This window comes from Bradyrhizobium sp. DN3 (assembly GCF_041357655.1).
Lineage (GTDB): Bacteria > Pseudomonadota > Alphaproteobacteria > Rhizobiales > Xanthobacteraceae > Bradyrhizobium.
Window position 1 is genome coordinate 121256 of record NZ_JAULLN010000016.1, and the last position, 17503, is coordinate 138758.

Genomic DNA, 17503 nt, shown 5'->3' on the forward strand with positions numbered 1-17503 from the left:
AAGCGGTAGTGATATTAGCCGGGGCCGCGGCGCCAGTGATACACCGATGAAACGCGAAAGCGTGACCTGCCTCGCAATACGGTCAGTGGATTGGTCTGCGCCTGCAAACGAGAACCGCTGGGCACGACGCATGTAGCCGCGGGTACCCCAATGTCCGCGATCGTGCCCCCAGCCGCCTTAAACGGATTGCCGATGCGGTCCCAGGATCGAATGCTTGGCGCAAGCCGAACCCCGCCTCTTCAACAGAGCAACTTGGCAAGAGCCATCGAGCCCGGCATCTGGCGTGTGTCGAGACGTAACGAGAATGTTTGTGGCGGCCATGGCACCAAGCGGCGATCAACGTGTAGAAAGCGAGCCGACAGAGCAGCCCCCCTTCGGTAGCGGATTGTCGAACTCGGCGCATTGTTGGCGATGAGATACGAGCTTCGTCTAGCGTATTTTGGCAAATAGCCGATGCTGGACTTGCAATCCCCCAAGCAGCAAGGCAATCCGCGGCGCACCGAATGCTGCGCTCCCTCTCTAGGAATTACCTGCTCCGGCATCTGAAAGGAGCAGATAGAATGACGGCATACTCAATGGTGTTACAAGGCTTACAGGCAGACAATCCTGGGCGGCCGGATATTGGAGATAACCACGACCGCGGGATGCATTGTCCGATGCTCTTATGCCCTCTAGGACAAATTCGCCGATCGAAGGATGCAGCACGCTCGAAGAAGGCACTAGCCCCGACCTAGTTCGTGTCACGTCAGGTTTTGGAAAGCTAATGTTCGTAGCGATGGAACTAGAGAGCGATGTCAACGGACGGGATCATGGACCGACTCACCAATATCAACCCAGCCGATAAAAATTTCGCTGCATCCGATGCCACCGTGCAACAGCCGCAACAGCAGCAAGCGGAATTTGAGCAGCATCTGGGAGAGGCGCGACAGGTCGGCCCGATATATCCCCATAGGGACCTCTATGATGTCACTGAGGAAGACGATCGCCTCATCCAAGCAGCGTCCGGCGCCGCCCTCGAGCGCGGGCCACCGCCGGGTCCTACCAGCGTCAGTATATATGATCGTCGACTTCGCAAATTGGCCGAAGCGCTGAAGCAGTCGGGCAAATCAATTGCTGACCTCGATAACGACACGTTGCTGGGTTATGCCAAGAAGCTGCTGCCAAACGACAAAATCATCGCCCCAGCATTGCTAATGGTCGAAACATACCGCGAGCCCAATGCGGCCCCTCGGCCCGCCCCCACACACTACCGCCCTTCCAAGGAAGATGACCGTCTGATCAGGGAGGCGGCGGGCGCAGGGTTTGGTCGAGAAATGGACGCGAAAACCATCGGAAATTATTCGAGCTCTCTTCGGAAGCTCGCGGCAGCGCTCCGACCGTTGTCCATTGCCAAGCTCAGTGATGATGCACTGCTCGGCCATGCCAACACTTTGTTTCCGAATGACAAGAAAGTCATCTTCGCCCTGAATAGGCTACGTGAATATCGTAAGATCATCGGACACATCACTTCTCTTGAAGAAGGAGACAACTCACGCGATCCAATAATTCAGCCGGCCGCCGGTTCGCTGGCACGGGTTTTCGATGAGCAGCCATTGTACGCCGCTGCGGACCGGGATTGGGCATTGCCGGCTGGCGGTTTCGATGCTCCGCAGTGGCAAGGGGGGGTGTTAGCCGCTCATTCTCCGACACAAAGTGTGGCCCAGGATGTGCTTTTCGACGCGGCGGAGGGCAACCTTCCAGCTCACAACTTCGAAGCTCCAGTTCTTTGGCAGGGAATGCGTTCATCCGCTCTCTCGCCCGTCCAAAGTTTCGCTCAAGAAGAGCTTTTCGATGCCGCGGATGGCGAGGGCCTGCCGCCAGTCACAACCTTCGGTGCACCGGCGCTTTGGACGGCGGCGAGTTCAAGCGCGCACTCGCCGATGCCACGTCTCACCCAGGAAGAGCTCTTCGATGCCGCTGACCGGGAAGGTCCGCGGCCGGCGATGACCTTCGATGCACCGGTGCTGGGGCAGCCAATGAGTTCAGCCGTTCGCTTACCTGTACAAAGTGTAGTGCAGGAAGACTCTTTGAATGCTGCGGGACCGGACAATTGCGTGCCTGCTGACCGTTTTGATGCCCAGGAGTTTTGGTGGTCCATGTGGTCAGCCTCCCCCCCGCCCATTCCAAGTGTCGGTCGGGAAGAGCTTTTCGATGCCGCAATTTGGCATCCCAGCCCTCAGCCGCAGAATCCCGCGCCACTTGAAAATTCTCGACGGATGACGAGCGAAGCCGGTGCGGCCCCGGCCGTGCTTGAGCAGGCCTCTCCCACTGCCACCGATAGCTTCGATGCTTCTTTGACAGTTCCCGAGGACTTCTCCCACGGCACCCAGCCCGCGCCGGACATGATGCGTTCCAAACTGGGCCGCTGGGGTCTGTTGCCGGATGCAGCACAGCGGGTGAAGAGCTACGACATTCGCGGCGAACGCTATACGGCCGTGTTAGGCCCGGAAGGACCGAATGACATTCAGCTTATCCACCTTCGTTCTCCCGCTGTGGGCGATACATTTGACGTGTCGTTCGCAGTTCCCACGGAGTTTTCCCATCGTACCCAGGCGGCTCCTGACATGCTGCTTTCGACCCTGGGTAAGTGGGACTTCTTGCCTGATGCGGAACAGCGGATCATGAACTACGAGATTGGCGGTGAACGCTACACGGCCGTGTTGGGACCGGAAGGACCTAATGACGTCCAGCTCATTTATCACCCTCGCCTCACTTTGCCAGGTGACGCTCCACCTATGAGGCCAGCGGCTGCTTCAGCTATCCCCGGCACTCTTGCACCAGGATTTGATCCGCCCGCGTCATTCGGATTGCGCGAGAGCGCTCATATGGGGCTGGCGCAGAACCCTTCGTTGCCGTCTGCGCCAATAGCTGCGGGTCATCAGCAACCCCCGCAGCTGCCTGAACTCGGAGAGCTGTTCGGCGACGACTGGAGGCACGGCCCACAAGAGGCATCGCCTATCGTGATCGACATGCTTCAAAATCTTAATCTCCTGCCGAACGAGCATGTCCCGATGACCGTTTTCCTGATCTACGGCCAGTTGTACACGGCCGAAAGCCTACCCGGAGGCCGCGTTCTTCTGTTCCATCGGCCACAATTTGGCTAACCTCGGGCACGCCGTGATAAAGCTCCGCAAGCGAACACGAGGCATGCCGGATGTTTCGTTCTCCTGAACCAGCGGAGCGACGGCCGGGCTTCGAATACAACGCCAGGACGGCCTCTCGAGCGTGATCTCAACAGCAATGCGCGCTGATCACCTCCTTTGCAGCAGCTCGCCAGCCCCCGCTTCAGGCAACGAAGCCGGTGCGCGTGCTCACATGCAGCTTGGGCGAGCATCGCGCCGCATCATATGAGCATAGCTGCGCCGAGCGATCTTCCCGTTGAGTATCGACGGCTCCTCGTCAGCACCTTGAGGCGAACTGACGCAAGGTCTTACAGCTCGTCCCTCGATGGAAGACGGCCAGAGACTATCTGGCCGTCGTGTCACGATCAAAGCTATCGTGCCACGGCTGGTGAAGCCGTCCACCAGCAATAAGCTACCCAGCCCATCCCCAGCCCTGTGCCGTACTTGTTTGCTTACCAGATGAACTTTGCGCCATCAGGTAGTTCGCAGATGAATTCGCCCTGGTTCACGAGTTCGGTGGTCCCGACGACAAGCTTGGAGGCCCGCACGGTAAGCTTGCCTTCGCGGCTGAGGCTGTGGCGAATGTATTCGGTCACGGCATGTCCAGAGCTATCCACCGTTTGGTGCGCATTGGCAAAGCTGATGCCGTTCTGGGCGGTCACCCTGAAGGCATTGATGACCAGACCGGCTTGCGTCGCAGGCCCGGACTTGCCGCCCTCGGCGGTAGTACAGCGGTTCATATCCAATATGAGTTTCACGCTCTTGCCCGTCTGCAGGGCATTGAGCACCTCGGCGTATTTCGGCGAGGTCTCATCGGCTCTGGCCACCGTGCTCACGGTTATCCCAGAAAGCACGGACAACACGATCAACAGAGCTCTGCCAGTTAAGTTCATATGCTCTTCTCCCTCCATAGGAACTACAGGTCGCGTAAGCGAAACGTCACAAGATGCGGTTGTCGCAAGCCGCTTGCCGGATCACAGACATCAAGCGTCGTCGCACTTCGAACAAGACAATCGGTTGCAATCAGACGCAAGTGGTTGTGACGGCTATTCGGACGTCACAACATCGTAGGTCAGGTTTGCTGAAGTCGCCTCCTCGCGAGCGTCATCGTGCGAAATGATTCATCGATCGGAGCCATTAGAAACCACAAACGGCGCCGGTATCTGCCGCCTGAACGACTAGGTCCGGACTTAGGCTGGCACGAACCTCGCGCCGCGGTAACAAGTCCGTGCAGTCAAGGCAGCTGAGCTTAACTCCTCGAAACACTGTTAAATGGCGCAATGCAGCGCCAACTTGCGGCTTTGAGTCCGGCTGCGCGCGCCTCAGTATATCCGCCAATCCTCATCTAAAACAAACAGCCTCATTTTCGCTCCCGTCAGCTTCTCGAAAGCTGCCTTTGCAAAGAAATGGTCACCAACAACTACTTTGCGAGGGGAAACGGATGAACATCGATCGACGGAATGCCGTATGCGCGGTAAGACAACAGCATCTCCATTCGTGTCGTTGGTCGAAGACCCCTCAAAACTCGCCGTTTCGCGTGACCACTGGGCGAGAGCGATTGCTAACAATGCGAACACGCTGCACACCTACGCCGTACCGAATTCCGCGGTCTGGACGCCCGACGACGTACTGAGCAGTATTGGCCTTGGAATGAATGTGGAGGATCAGGACAAAATCGATGCGGATGTGGATTTGATGTGCTCGCTGGGCAGAACGCCCACCCGTGAGACCGAGCGCTTGTTCCTAGGCGGCAATTTGGAGACCTACCGAACCGCCAGCGAAACAAATCCCTACAAGCGGGGGACTGGAGAGTAATGATTAGACAACTGGCGACCGCGCCATTCTCGAAGGTTCCTTGATGTTCACCAAGACAACCACCTAAGGAACACTCGTCCCAGCGGCGCCGCCTCACGATAATCGCTTCGTGATTAATGTTCCGATCAACCCATCCCTTGACCTGCGCAAGGGACGAAGGCGCGCGCACATCCCCAAGAGGTACCCGACGCTCTGGAGGACACACTCGCACCATCATTCGCTCTTCCACCGCTCGTCGCACAATGGCCTATTCGCTACTTGGATGCGTTCCATCAAAACAATCGATTTTGCCGATCTTGCCTAAAGGCCGCATAGTCGATCGTGATCTATGGAGGCAGCATTCAAGAATGTCGTGTGGCAATCGATTCTTTTTTCAGTCCCTTGCCGGTCAAATCGGCTTGCGCGCTCGGGCGTCTGCATCACAGAAGTTAGCTCCCGCGCCTCACATAGAAGCATCACGCGGCTCGCCGCCGTCTCCTTGCTAAATTGGCACGTATGAGGTCGGTCGGACCACCGTGACCGTCACTGTCATCGGCTTTGACTCAAAGCTACGCCTTAATTGGACCGACGAAATGCTCATGACTGGCGAGAGGGACGAGCGTTACGCGCAGGTCGATAGTCTGGTCCGGACTGTGTCGTCATCGCTTCAGAATGCTTGCGAGTTCGAGAGCACTGCTACAACCAGCAGTCAAAGGCACTTGAATCTCACCTAGCGTCAGATTGTAGGATTTCCGACAGTCCCGCGACACAGAACCCGCTCGCGTGAACTCTTCCTGACAGGTAGCAAGAATTGCGAACGTCTCAAAAGCACAATGCTCCGCCGCTCCGCCCCGTCACGCTGCTGGACTGCTCCTCTCCAGGGCCAGCGTCCATCGCCTATGTGCAGATCGGAGGACGTAGCGCCGATCCCCTCGCAAGTGAATCAAGATGCGGCGCGCGAGCAGAACGCTGGCGGTCGCTATCTCGCCCTTGCCGGGCACACGCCAACTCCAAATTCGAGAACCGATCATTCTGGCGCCGTGCACCCCGTGAGACGAAATGGTGCTGGTGTAGCCACCTGGATCTATGCGCGATGGCAGCACTGTGCAGCTCGATTCGGCCATCGTTCGCAGCTTTCGCTGGGCTGCGGCGTACGAGGGGAGCTCGGGCGCGACGGAGCTTCAGGACGGTCGACACCTTGCGTGCGAACAATTGGGTAGCGGGAGGGTGTTCTTCAAGCCGAGAGGGGCATTGATCGTTTTCTGTCGTGCATCTCGGCCTGTGAAGCCACTGGCCAGATGCCTCGCGTGAAGTGTCTTCGAATGCGGAAAGACTTGCATTGTCGTGACTTCACGACACGACGGGCTCAACAGCCCAGCAAGACTGCCCGCGGACGAAGACGAATTGGGGAAGTTTCCAAATGTCGGTTTCGCTCATCTGTTCGGTCACAAAGCCGATCGTCTCCCGTGCTTTGGCTTCGATTGCGCGGCTTGGCGCTTTTCGCACCGCAGGCGTCGGCTCAGTGCATTCAAGAACGGCTGTGATCGGCCTACAGACGCGTCAGCGGGCTGCCGCGGCCTTCAGCCTTTTAAACAAAATCAGATCCCTTGCTGGCATGAGGGACATGTTGAGCGGCGCCGACGCCGTAAGCAGGCCGCAGCGATCTGTAGTCCATCCGATGACAATGGACCCGCAGATATTGATCGCCTGTCAACATGTTCCGCCCTCTCGTTTGGGGCTGTTCCAATTCACACCAATGCAACCGCCTCTCAGTTTCATCGAGCCCCATGGTCAATCGTGACGCGCTCAGGTCTTGGCGTGGATGGACGAGAGGCGATGAAATGCGAATTCTCCTGGTTGATGATCATGCGGACTTTGCCCGCGACGTGAAGGAAGCGCTCTTAAGTTGCGGCTTCGCCGTCGACGTGACACGCACGCTGGATGAGGCGGCGGCCGCGCTCGATTGCGCGAACTACCACATGGTCCTGCTCGAATCGGCTTTGCCCGATGGAGACGGATTGGACTGGCTGAAGCAGTTGCGGCGCGAGGGACGGTCAATGCCGGCCATGATGATGAGCAGTCTCAATGATCTTAGCCGGCGGATTGCGATTTTCAATGCAGGCGCGGATGATTTTCTGCCCAAGCCCGTGTCTATCGACGAACTCATTGCTCGCATGCGAGCTATTCTGCGACGGTCAACGCAAATGACGGCGCCGGTGGTGACATTCGGGAATCTGCATTTCGATCCTATCGCGAGACAAGTCTCGGTCGGTGGTCGAATACTGAGAATTGCGCGTCGCGAAGTGTGCATTCTTGAACATCTGCTCAACCGCGCGGGCCGTACCGTGCCGCGCGCATCGCTCGAAGATAGCTTGTATGCATTTGACGACGAGGTCTCGACCAATGCGCTGGAAGTCGGGATTTATCGCTTACGCACGCATTTGAGCCAGGCGGGTGCAACGCTCAGGATCAAGACCGCGCGCGGTGTCGGTTACACCCTTGAACTCATTGGCGCAGCATCGGCTGCCTAGCCGATCGAACTTGAAAGCAACTCTCCCTTGAACGTCATTAACAATGCCGCCGGCGCTGATGAGCCGTGGATGGTCGCCAGCGGCTCGCACTATGCCGCTTTTCCCCGCCTCTGCTACGTCCTGTGCGCACTCGCTCTGCTATTTCCGCTTGCTGTCACAGCTCAGACAAAGCGGGATGGCAAAGGAGAACCGCCACGTGCGGCGCCTGGCAGCACCACCGGCACGCTCAACCTTACCTCCTCACAGGGCAAGACAGTTCATCTGACCGGGCCGGCTGCGAGCATTTTTATTGCCGACCCGGCGATTGCGGATTATCAGGCGCCGTCGAACACCACGATTTTCGTGTTTGGCAAAAAGTCCGGACGGACGAGCCTGTTCGCCCTGAATGACAACGGAGAGGCCCTCGCCGAGCTGCGTGTTGTCGTCACCCAACCGATCGAGGATCTGCGGGCCGCGCTGAAGGCTGAGGTCGGCGATTATCCGATTCAGGTCAGCTATACCCCGCGCGGCGCGATCCTTAGCGGTACGGCGCCCAATGCCGATGTCGTCGAGACCGCCAGGAAGGTCACTGAGCAGTTTCTTGGCGCGGGCGCGCTGGTTGTCAACAAGATCCAGGTCGCTGGCTCATTGCAGGTGAATCTCAGCGTACGGGTGGCAGAAGTCTCCCGCAGCGCGGTCAAGGATCTCAACATCAACTTCACGGCCTCGAGCCCAAACGGCGCTTTCCTTGTGACCGGCAAAGGGGGCGGTTCCGGCGCGGCCGGCGGCGGCACGATCGGGATTGGGTTTAGTGCCGGCAATACCAACCTGAGCGCTGTTCTCGACGCTCTCGCGAGCGAGCACCTCGCCTCAATCCTGGCTGAGCCGAATCTAACGGCGATGTCCGGCGAAGCCGCAAGCTTTCTCGCCGGAGGCGAATTCCCCATTCCGGTGATGCAGGACAACCGGCAGGTTTCGGTCCAATTTCGTCAGTTCGGCGTGAGCCTCGAGTTCGTTCCGACGGTTCTCAACAATAATCAGATCAATGTCCGTGTGAAGCCCGAAGTCAGCGAACTGTCGAGCGAAGGCGAGGTCAAAATCAATGGCATGGCGGTCCCTGCCCTCTCGACTCGGCGGGCGAGCACCGTGGTCGAGCTCGCCAGCGGTCAGAGCTTTGCAATCGGCGGCCTCATCAGACGCAACTTCAACACTGATATAGGCGAGTTTCCCTGGCTTGGCGATGTGCCGATCCTGGGCGCGCTTTTTCGCTCCTCATCGTTTCAAAAACGTGAAACCGAGCTGGTCATTATTGTCACGCCCTACATCGTGCGGCCGGGACCGAATCCCAACCGGATGAGTGCGCCGAGCGACCGCATCTCACCGCCCTCAGACGCGGGGCGGATTTTGACGAACACGGTGGCCCGGCCGCCGCGAGAGCGCGATGCGCCTCGCGCCAGCGCACCAGGATTGACCGGCAGCGCCGGCTTTATTATCGAATGAGGATCGCCAAATGACTTTGCGACATCTGTGCTATCCGATCGTTATTGGAGCAACATTGGGCGGCTGCGCAAATACTGCTTCGATCCAGCCCGCGCCGGCTGACCAAGAGATCCAGGTCGAGCAGAAGAGTAGCGTGCTGTTCCTGCAGAGCCTTCGTGGCCCCGAACGGCATCGGCTGCGAAGCTTTATTGCAGCGACCAGTCGCGGCCGGCGGGATGCCCTCCATGTGGGTGTCATCGGCCCACCCAGACTCATTGCACAGGTGGCCCACGAGGTTCGCGCCATGGGCGTTGCCACCTACAACATCCGTCTGTCTGCTTCTCGTGTGGATTTGCCGGCTCGTTCCGGGGTGAGGATCGAAGCGATCACTTTCGAAGCTCATCCTCCGGTCTGCCCCTCGCTCTCCATCGTCGGTCCTACAGTGAACGACAATTCGTTCAATCCAACCCTTGGCTGCTCAGTCCGGAATAACCTTGCGGTCATGGTCAATGAACCTGGCGACTTGTTAGGAAATGGCGCTGTCATGCCGACCAGTGGTGATCGTGCAGTGCTTCCCATCACCGCTCGAGGGGCCACGTCGGCGGGCAACAGGAGCAATTTGGAGGATGAAACGCATAACAGGGTTGCGCCAGAAACCCAATAAGCGGCTCGTAAGACCCGAGCAGCATGACGCCGGTTGGCATTCTTGTCCATATCAGTCTTGGAATCGGCCGACGAGCCTCCTGGAATCCAATCTTTGGTCGGTCCTTTTCTTGGGATCGTGCAGCTTGCAGACCAGGTTCTGGGACAGTTGGATCGTTGACCAGAGATTTGAGCGCATCGCTGTTTTGCGCGACGCTAAACTAGGCCGGCGGCAAAGACTGCCTTTGCAACCCTCTCGAAACACTCCATCGGAACGGCCTTGCCCATCGCACCTTTTTGGATCAGCTGGCGCGCCAAGACATGATCCTCGACAATGCTCAGACGTTGGGCGCGCGCCTGCGCTAGTAACTGTGAAGCCGTTTCGCCCTCACCGCGGCACACCAGTACCGGGACGCCGGTCTCGCCCCGAACGTAGCGCAGCCCAATCAATGTCGCTCGCCCCGTCAGTATCACTGTCGCCCGATGGATGCCGAGCGGAGACTCGTTCGCCGACTCCCGGCGGAGCCGCCGGTGTTCACCCTTGATCTGCGGATTACCGTCCTGTTCCTTGGACTCGCGCTTGGCTTCGCTCTGCGTCATGCGCATGTCGCGCAAGAACAACCAACGCTGAATGAGCAGATCGGCCAAGCCGCCAATCAGAAGAGCGCCGGCAGCAATCGCGATCAGCACCTTGAGCTCTTTAAAGACAAAACCAAAGCAGCTCAAATCGCAGACGGGCAAGTATACCAGTGCCCTCCAACTTGCGAGCACAGTGAAAACGAACGTAGCGCCAAGAACCAAAACTTTGACGATAGACTTTCCAAGCTCGACAACCGACCGCTGGGAGAAAATCCGCTTCAGCCCTTTGACGGGGTCCAATTTCTCAAAGCTGGGTTTAAGCGGCTCACCTGAAATCGTCAGCCCGCCGCCGGCCAAGACACCGGCCAGAATCGCCGCAACCACCGCCGCACCTAGGATGGGAGCCGCGGCCGTTATAGAAAGGTCCATCAATTCGACCAACGCCTGCCGAGCCGCACTGTTGAAGGGCTGTTCCTGCAGCTTGTCGATGAGCAGCACGGCTTCGCGCCATCCGTCTTCGATCGAGCCCGCCCTGAAGCACAGGCAACCGAAACCAGCGCAAAGGCTTGCCGCGGTCACAAAGTCGGCGCTGCGCGGGCTCTGCCCTTTCTTACGCGCGTCTCTCAGCTTCTTGTGACTTGGTGGAAGGTTTTTCTCTTCGCTCGTGTCGTTCATTTCAAGAACTTCCCGAGCCACTCCAGCACGCCGTTGAACTGAATGATCTCTGCTCCCATATATTCGATCAGGAAGACGGCGTAGCTGACCATAATGATGCCAAAGGCGGCATTCTTGATGGTCGGAGAGAGATCGTTCAGCTTGATTTGCGGCGCAAAGCGCCCGAGCAGCATGAGGGATACGTCGATCAGAAGCAGCAGAGCCAGCACGGGCCCGGCGACCACGAGGGCCGTATGCATGATATGGTCAAGAAGCCCGATAAACTCCATTGCCCCTTGGTGGGTCAGGGGCGGTAGCAGCCGATACACGGGCCAGATCAGATAACTTCCATAGAGGCATCTGACCATGGTCTGCAGACCTCCTGATACAACGAAGATCGTAGCCGCGGCAGTCCCGAGAAAGAGCCCCATCGGGGCGGCTTGACTACGTGTCGCAGGATCGTCCACCTGGCTCGAGATCCCGCGCTGGGTATCAATGATGTCACCAACGGCCTGGATGCTCCAAAGTGGTATACTAAGGAGAAAACCGAACAGCAGGCCGATAAATATCTCCTTCAAACCGAGGAGCGAGACCGCAATCAAACGGGTGCCCGGATCTAGTGTCTGCAAGCCGTTCCTGATCTGCATCAAGCAAGGCAATCCAATCACAACCGTCGCGCTTGCGCGGATAATCCCGCTAATGTGCGGTCGTGTGAATACCGGAAGAACCAGCATAATGCCGAGGGCCCGGGCCGCGCCAAGTCCGGCCGCAACGACGAACTCGACAGCAGTCTGAATCAGAGTTTGCGTCTCGGCGGGTGACAAGGCATCCATTTGAGCTCAGCTCGTCGTTCCTTCAGCGATGCAACCGTCGCACTCGCGTCGCCATGATGTGAGACGTCGAGAAGTCTGCAGATCTCGTGTTCCAGCGGTTGCAGAGCGACAGGCCTCCCACAGGGCAGATGACTTCGGCTTCAACCATCCATATGACCACAGCCATCCAGCGCAGAGGTATGACCATTCGATGAGAGCACCGGCGAATCGTGCCGCTGCGCGGCATACAAGCCAAGCTTCTTCCGCTCTCACCGGCCGCAGCGCGGTTTGGAGATCTGAGGGCCTCGAAGCTTGTATCAATTTCGCAGTCTATGGAGATCGGTCTCGAGCGGCACCTTCATTCGCAGGCTCATTCACCAAAACGCCAGAATCGTTGGGCCGCTTGCAATCAAAGCGGCTCGCCCGTTCACTGCATCGACAACTCGCCAGGCAATGCATCGAGGACCAGGTCTCAGCAGGTAATTTCATCACGTCGTGAGCAAAACCTAAATCGAATGGATAGAACTTCCAAATGGGGTCATTCTCCCTCCGAATACGGCAGGCTCACGGAGCCGAACAGGACAGTTCGGATATCTATCCGTCTCATGCTAGTGAGGCGAGCTTTCGATAAGCTGACGAACTCGCCTTTTGTGGCTCACAATGAAGGCCGACAAACGCGCGCTATAGCTAAAACTTAGACAGCCTTGCGTTCCGCGCACTAATATCTCGCTGTGAGCGCGGGGAACTCAGTGAAGATATGCTGCGCTTGCTCGATCAGCGGCGCGCTCAGCACCGGAGCAAACAGAACGAGCACGGCGACGACGACGAGGAGCTTCACGGTAAGCGGCAAGGTTTGATCCTGGAGCTGGGTTGCTGCCTGCACGATGCCGATACCCAATCCGGCCACGAGGGCTGCCAGGAGCGGCGGTAGAACCCAGATCATGAACAGGACCAGTGATCGGCTCAGGTGGGTGAGGATGCTGGCCTCGTCCATCTCAACTCCCCGGAGATGCGTAGCTTAAGACCAATCCGTGCATGAGCCGCGACCAGCCGTCGATTGTGACGAACAGAAAAAGCTTGAAAGGAACGGATATCATTGTTGGTGACACCATTGACATGCCCATGGCCATCAGAATTGTCGTCACAATCAGGTCGATTGTGATGAACGGAAGATAGAGAAGAAAACCGATTTCAAACGCACGCTTAAGCTCCGAGATCAAAAAGGACGGCACGAGGATCGCAAAATCATCGGCTGTTGCGTTGCCGCGCATCTCCTCCGACCAGATATGCTCCGTCGACGAGAGGAAGAACGTGCGCTGCTCCTCAGTGGTGAACTTTTTGAGATGGGCGCGCAGCGGCTCGCTGCCCTCCTTGGCGGCGGTCAACCAGTCGTCGGCGGTTTGGTAACGAAGTTGCATATCGGTCACGCGGTTGTATGTTTGCTCAAATACCGGGGCGTCTATGAACACGGTAAGGATCAATGCAGCGCCATACAGAACGATGTTCGGTGGTATGGACTGAGTGCCGAGCGCGTTGCGGATCAGGAAGAGAACGACGGAAACCTTGATGAACGCCGTCGTTGTGACGACTGCGAACGTCAACAGGCCAAGGCCGACGGTCGCCGCAACAAGCGCAAGGATGCTCGGTTGAATGTCAACCATTGACCGCCAACCTGCTACGTAACCGGATGCCCAACGCTTCACCGACACGTACGATGTCGCCGCGGCCGATCAATTGTCCGTTGGCGACAATGTCGACCGGACCGTCCAGCTGCCGGCCAAGCTCGAACACGTGCCCCTCGTTGATGCTTCGCAACGTACCCAGCGGGATGGGCCAGCGGCCGCATTCGAACACAAGCGTGATCTCAATACTGTCGATGTCGGCTTCTGAGGGCGGGATTGCTTGCTCCGCTTGGGGGCGAATCGTCATATTTGCATACCTTAGAGGATGGGACTGCAGGCGGAATGGTCCCCGAAGGATAAGTCTGTCGCCCGCGATCTGCGCCGGCGCCCACAACTTGTCCGCAGCGAGGATGAGCTGGCCATGGGCAAATGGAATGACGTCGGGCAGCAGTGCGTCGCCGGGCTGTGCCTGACGAAGAAGGCTGACGGGCGCCCGCAGCGAGCCGATCTCTCTCGCAATCAGGACCGGCAATTCCGAAGAAATCTTGCCTAAATCTCGCGGTAACTGGCCGATCAACTCGCCTAACACACGAAACGCAGACGGAACCAGACCGTCAAGAGGCGCGAACAAGAACAGGCGGGCCTTGGCCGCCACTGGTCCGAAAGTAACGTCGAGCTCCAAATAGGGGTCTTTGGCCGTTGCGTCTTCGATGCGGATCAGCTGCAAATTCCGCGCGAGCATGATCTCTAATCGAGCGAGCCAAGCTTCCAGAGCAAGTTCGAGAAGCAGCGAGCGGGTTGGGTCGGAAGGTAAAGTAAGGCCATACTGGACCGTTGAAATCAGCGCCTCGACGAGAACGCGGGGCAAGGACAAGACGGCGGTCTCGCCTCCGGCGCAAAATACGCAGTCGAGCATCGACATGGCATATGGCTCGGCCTGCCAAACAAGCCGGTTTATACGGATCGATACCGGCTTATCGCCAAGGCGGCTCTGCAGAACCGTGCGCGGGGCGGCGACCTCGTTGATCCACGAGACCACGCGATGCGACAACTTTACCGCTGGCTGAAATAGTGCGGGTTCACCCATGGCATTTACCGACAGGTTCCACGGGCGCAGCTCGCGACGTCATAAGAGAACGAGCCATCAGTTCGAGCCACCGACCGCTTGGCTGCGCGAACCACCTTGATATCGGAGCAAAAGCTCGTCGTCGGCATCGATTTCGGCTGCACACTCCGAACGGACAGCGGTAGTGCGCTGGACATCGCCCTCAATCTCCTGCCATTTCTGGCTCGCCGCCGAGCGCTTGGCCCATATGGTCCGCGCCTCATTCACTGACCGCTGAGCCTGCTCATGCGCGACGCGCGCCTGCTCACGCGCCTGGCGTGCCGATTCGATCTGTGCTGCCAGTCGCCCAAGGACGAGTTGACAGCGACGATCGAGCTCGGTCACGGACATCGTCTTGAGCGACGCCAGCTCCTGATAAAGTTCAGCTTCGACCTTGGCGCGACGATTCTCCGCGCCTTCAAGATTCTCAGACGCTCGCTGCAGCGCTTCGACCGCAATTCGGCGCCTGGCTTCCGTGTTCGACAATTCACGAAGCGCGCTTTGCTCTCTCATGTCTTTCACCAGCCGCAATTTCGACGCTTGCACGAGATTCAGGCCGTCAGACGCGACATCCATGAAACGGTCTCCTCAAAGCTAGACGGCTCGTCCTGTCCCTGGCGCAAGAATGCGCGCAGCTCCTCGATTGAATCGATTGCCCGATCAGTCAGTGGATCGCTGCCCGGCTTGTATTCACCGACCTTGATCAGGAACTCAGCCTCATTGTAGCGCGAGAGCAGATCGCGGAAGACGGATGCCGCCTTGCGATGTGGATCAGAGGCGACCGCATCCATGACACGACTTCGGCTCGACAGCACGTCGATGGCGGGAAAATGCTCTCGCGAGGCCAGCGCGCGTGAAAGAATGATATGACCATCGAGAATGCCGCGCGACTCTTCGGCGATCGGATCGCCCGTGCCGTCACCTTCGACAAGCACGGTATAGAATGCCGTAATCGAGCCCCGCTCGCCCATACCGGCACGCTCCAACAGACCAGGCAGCAGCGCAAAGACGGAGGGAGGAAAGCCGCGCCGGGTAGGAGGTTCTCCTGCGGCAAGGCCGATTTCGCGCATCGCACGGCTAAAGCGCGTCAGCGAATCCATCATCAGAACGACCTGCAGCCCTTGATCACGAAAATACTCGGCGAGTGCGGTCGCCATATGAGCGCATTGCGCCCGCTCCATTGCCGATCGATCGGACGTCTCAACGACAACGATCGTGCGAGCGAGGGCATCTCCAATATGACGTTCGATGAATTCACGCACCTCGCGTCCACGCTCTCCTATGAGCGCAACCACGGTGACATCGGCGGCCGCGCCTTTTACAATTTGCGACATCAGCGTCGACTTACCGCAACCGGCATCTCCATAGATTCCGATCCGCTGACCTTCGCCACACGTCAGAAGTCCATCCAGCACGCGAACGCCGAGCGGAAACGGCTGCTCTATGCCACGCCGCCTCATCGGGTTGGGCGCCTTGCCGCGGAGCGGACACGTGTGGACCGTCTTTATCGGCCCCTTGCCATCGAGTGGACGGCCGAAGCTATCGATCACGCGGCCGAGCAGGTCGGGTCCGACTGACACCTCCTGCATGCGCCCGGTCGGGAGCACTTCCGCGCGGTGGGACAAGCCTACCAGATCGCCAATGGGCGTCAGCAACACCCCGTCCGGCAGCAAACCGATGACTTCCGCTTCAAGTGACCATCCGGAAGCGTGATCCTGCAACAGGCAAAGTTCTCCAACACGGGCCCCTGGCAACACGGCATGGAGCAAGGTGCCGATCGCGCGCGTGATCCGTCCCCGCACGGCACGCGTATCGACATCCTTTGCTGCGAACCTCAGAGATGCTATCGCCGCATGCACATCTCCTTCTCCGGCCGCTTGGTCATGGCCTGATCGTTGCGTCGTCACGGATCGCTTTCCTGAGAAGATGGATTAAGGCTGAGACGCAATGTGCGGAGCTGCGCGGCAAGTCCCAAATCGACACTGCCGAACTCACTCCACAGAACGCACTGGTCGGGCCCCACGGCCGGGTCCGGATCAATTCTGACTTTCGGCCGACCATCCGTTCCATCGAACGCCACGAATTCATGCCTTAGTGCATCAGCATTCACAGGAGACACGTGAAGGCATACTTCTGCGCTGCCATATCTTTGCTCGACGGCGTGACGAACGGTCCTTACCAACATCTCACCCGGATCAAAGGAGCCCAACAAATCGGTCAATATCTCAATCACGAGCTGTGGCAACTCCTGTTGCAGAACGGCTTTTCGCCGGGCCACATCGTAAGCAGCTCGGGCGATCAGCTGTGCCATTTCGTCCGAGCCTGACCTAAGACCTTCGCGATGGCCGCGCTCCCGCTCCTGCTGATAGGCTTTCCTTGCCCAACTGCGAACCTGCCGCAGATATCGCTCGGCTAGCGCGTGCGTCTGCACCGCATCGTACCAGATACCAAGTTCCGCGGCTGGTATGAGCGGACCAAGCGGCCGTATCCGCGGGCTATCTGGCAAGACTGTTTCATCGGTCGTCATGCCGCTGGCTCCTCCGTGGCCAAATGGGCCACCACCAAAGACAGTAACTGACCTGCTGAATTGTGGTGTTCGGCTGCTGGGGATTCGGCGGTGGTTCCCACAGGTAAACGGAAAAGAACGCGCACACGGTCAAGCTCTGATGCGTCCTTGAGCCAAGCACCCAGGCAGGCACATCCGTCATGTTCAATCTGGCTCGCCAACTTCTGCGGATCGCCAATCGATGTGGTTGCGACCGCGCTGGATACGTGTCGGATTGCGAAAGCATGAGCTTCCGCACCAATATTTTTGATCAGAATCGCTACATCATGCTTTGACACAAGCTTGAGCACCGAACGGGCATGCCAGATACTGCCGGCGAGCAGGGCCGCCCGACGCGGATCATGCCCGAGCAGAACGTCCCTACCCCAGTCGGTTCCGTTCGAGACCAGCTCACTGCCCAGCAGCAATTCGACCAGTCTTTGCTGCAGTCTCGGAGTCTTCTGCAACTGCAGCACTGTGGCGGCCGACAGGAGCCCATCAAGATGGCTGGCAAACCGGTCGGGATGAATCAAAGCGGCAAGCTCGCGCAGGCGATCGGAATGCGGGTTGAGTGAATGATTTGGGTCAGTGGATGCCATC

The 17503-nt window shown here is 58.4% G+C and carries 15 protein-coding genes; 5 read left to right on the forward strand and 10 right to left on the reverse strand.

Annotated elements, in window-relative coordinates; translation table 11 throughout:
- Positions 1–809 precede the first annotated feature (809 nt).
- Entirely contained in the window at positions 810–3143 is a 2334-nt protein-coding gene (locus tag AAE027_RS23350) for a hypothetical protein (protein WP_370988738.1), read from the forward strand.
- A gap of 470 nt (positions 3144–3613) precedes the next feature.
- Here the strand turns inward: AAE027_RS23350 and AAE027_RS23355 are convergent, their stop codons facing one another.
- The gene (locus tag AAE027_RS23355) at positions 3614–4054 is read right to left on the reverse strand and encodes a VirK family protein (protein ID WP_091882132.1); all 441 of its coding nucleotides are present in this window, start codon (positions 4052–4054) and stop codon (positions 3614–3616) included.
- A 574-nt stretch (positions 4055–4628) separates the two neighbouring features.
- On the opposite strand from AAE027_RS23355, the gene AAE027_RS23360 reads away from it, so the two are divergent.
- The 4 genes from AAE027_RS23360 to AAE027_RS23375 all read left to right on the forward strand — a co-directional run bounded on the left by AAE027_RS23360 (position 4629) and on the right by AAE027_RS23375 (position 9608).
- Positions 4629–4976 (forward strand): hypothetical protein, encoded by a 348-nt coding sequence (locus AAE027_RS23360; RefSeq protein ID WP_370988737.1) that lies wholly within the window; start codon positions 4629–4631, stop codon positions 4974–4976.
- Between the two features lie 1820 nt (positions 4977–6796).
- Entirely contained in the window at positions 6797–7486 is a 690-nt protein-coding gene (locus tag AAE027_RS23365; protein ID WP_091881823.1) for a response regulator, read from the forward strand.
- Between the two features lie 27 nt (positions 7487–7513).
- Positions 7514–8965 (forward strand): type II and III secretion system protein family protein, encoded by a 1452-nt coding sequence (locus AAE027_RS23370; RefSeq protein WP_370988736.1) that lies wholly within the window; start codon positions 7514–7516, stop codon positions 8963–8965.
- Between the two features lie 10 nt (positions 8966–8975).
- The gene (locus AAE027_RS23375; protein WP_370988735.1) at positions 8976–9608 is read left to right on the forward strand and encodes a CpaD family pilus assembly lipoprotein; all 633 of its coding nucleotides are present in this window, start codon (positions 8976–8978) and stop codon (positions 9606–9608) included.
- A gap of 194 nt (positions 9609–9802) precedes the next feature.
- On the opposite strand, the gene AAE027_RS23380 is transcribed toward AAE027_RS23375, so the two are convergent.
- From AAE027_RS23380 to AAE027_RS23420, 9 genes are all read right to left on the reverse strand, one after another.
- Positions 9803–10840 (reverse strand): EscU/YscU/HrcU family type III secretion system export apparatus switch protein, encoded by a 1038-nt coding sequence (locus AAE027_RS23380; protein ID WP_370988734.1) that lies wholly within the window; start codon positions 10838–10840, stop codon positions 9803–9805.
- Positions 10837–11652 carry a type III secretion system export apparatus subunit SctT gene (gene sctT / locus AAE027_RS23385; RefSeq protein ID WP_370988733.1) on the reverse strand — a complete coding sequence of 272 codons (816 nt, stop codon included), beginning with the start codon at positions 11650–11652 and terminating at the stop codon, positions 10837–10839. The genes AAE027_RS23380 and sctT overlap by 4 nt, the downstream gene beginning before the upstream one ends.
- Before the next feature lie 697 nt (positions 11653–12349).
- The gene (locus AAE027_RS23390) at positions 12350–12625 is read right to left on the reverse strand and encodes an EscS/YscS/HrcS family type III secretion system export apparatus protein (protein ID WP_025038819.1); all 276 of its coding nucleotides are present in this window, start codon (positions 12623–12625) and stop codon (positions 12350–12352) included.
- A 1-nt stretch (position 12626) separates the two neighbouring features.
- Entirely contained in the window at positions 12627–13292 is a 666-nt protein-coding gene (gene sctR / locus AAE027_RS23395; protein ID WP_128931829.1) for a type III secretion system export apparatus subunit SctR, read from the reverse strand.
- The gene (gene sctQ, locus AAE027_RS23400) at positions 13285–14340 is read right to left on the reverse strand and encodes a type III secretion system cytoplasmic ring protein SctQ (RefSeq protein ID WP_370988732.1); all 1056 of its coding nucleotides are present in this window, start codon (positions 14338–14340) and stop codon (positions 13285–13287) included. The genes sctR and sctQ overlap by 8 nt, the downstream gene beginning before the upstream one ends.
- A 57-nt stretch (positions 14341–14397) precedes the next feature.
- Complete coding sequence (locus tag AAE027_RS23405; protein WP_370988731.1) at positions 14398–14934, reverse strand: hypothetical protein; 537 nt, start codon at positions 14932–14934, stop codon at positions 14398–14400.
- Complete coding sequence (sctN, locus tag AAE027_RS23410; protein ID WP_370988730.1) at positions 14910–16265, reverse strand: type III secretion system ATPase SctN; 1356 nt, start codon at positions 16263–16265, stop codon at positions 14910–14912. Before sctN ends, AAE027_RS23405 begins: the two co-directional genes overlap by 25 nt.
- Complete coding sequence (gene sctL / locus AAE027_RS23415; RefSeq protein WP_370988729.1) at positions 16262–16885, reverse strand: type III secretion system stator protein SctL; 624 nt, start codon at positions 16883–16885, stop codon at positions 16262–16264. Before sctL ends, sctN begins: the two co-directional genes overlap by 4 nt.
- Entirely contained in the window at positions 16882–17502 is a 621-nt protein-coding gene (locus tag AAE027_RS23420) for a nodulation protein NolU (protein ID WP_091881794.1), read from the reverse strand. Before AAE027_RS23420 ends, sctL begins: the two co-directional genes overlap by 4 nt.
- Position 17503: the final 1 nt, after the last annotated feature.

Coding starts and splice junctions, on each gene's coding strand:
- sctL (WP_370988729.1), bottom strand. CDS start 16,885: ATGACGACCGATGAAACAGTCTTGCCAGATAGCCCGCGGATACGGCCG.
- AAE027_RS23390 (WP_025038819.1), bottom strand. CDS start 12,625: ATGGACGAGGCCAGCATCCTCACCCACCTGAGCCGATCACTGGTCCTG.
- AAE027_RS23375 (WP_370988735.1), top strand. CDS start 8,976: ATGACTTTGCGACATCTGTGCTATCCGATCGTTATTGGAGCAACATTG.
- AAE027_RS23380 (WP_370988734.1), bottom strand. CDS start 10,840: ATGAACGACACGAGCGAAGAGAAAAACCTTCCACCAAGTCACAAGAAG.
- sctR (WP_128931829.1), bottom strand. CDS start 13,292: ATGGTTGACATTCAACCGAGCATCCTTGCGCTTGTTGCGGCGACCGTC.
- AAE027_RS23365 (WP_091881823.1), top strand. CDS start 6,797: ATGCGAATTCTCCTGGTTGATGATCATGCGGACTTTGCCCGCGACGTG.
- AAE027_RS23405 (WP_370988731.1), bottom strand. CDS start 14,934: ATGGATGTCGCGTCTGACGGCCTGAATCTCGTGCAAGCGTCGAAATTG.
- sctQ (WP_370988732.1), bottom strand. CDS start 14,340: ATGGGTGAACCCGCACTATTTCAGCCAGCGGTAAAGTTGTCGCATCGC.
- AAE027_RS23355 (WP_091882132.1), bottom strand. CDS start 4,054: ATGAACTTAACTGGCAGAGCTCTGTTGATCGTGTTGTCCGTGCTTTCT.
- AAE027_RS23360 (WP_370988737.1), top strand. CDS start 4,629: ATGCGCGGTAAGACAACAGCATCTCCATTCGTGTCGTTGGTCGAAGAC.
- AAE027_RS23350 (WP_370988738.1), top strand. CDS start 810: ATGGACCGACTCACCAATATCAACCCAGCCGATAAAAATTTCGCTGCA.
- AAE027_RS23420 (WP_091881794.1), bottom strand. CDS start 17,502: ATGGCATCCACTGACCCAAATCATTCACTCAACCCGCATTCCGATCGC.
- sctT (WP_370988733.1), bottom strand. CDS start 11,652: ATGGATGCCTTGTCACCCGCCGAGACGCAAACTCTGATTCAGACTGCT.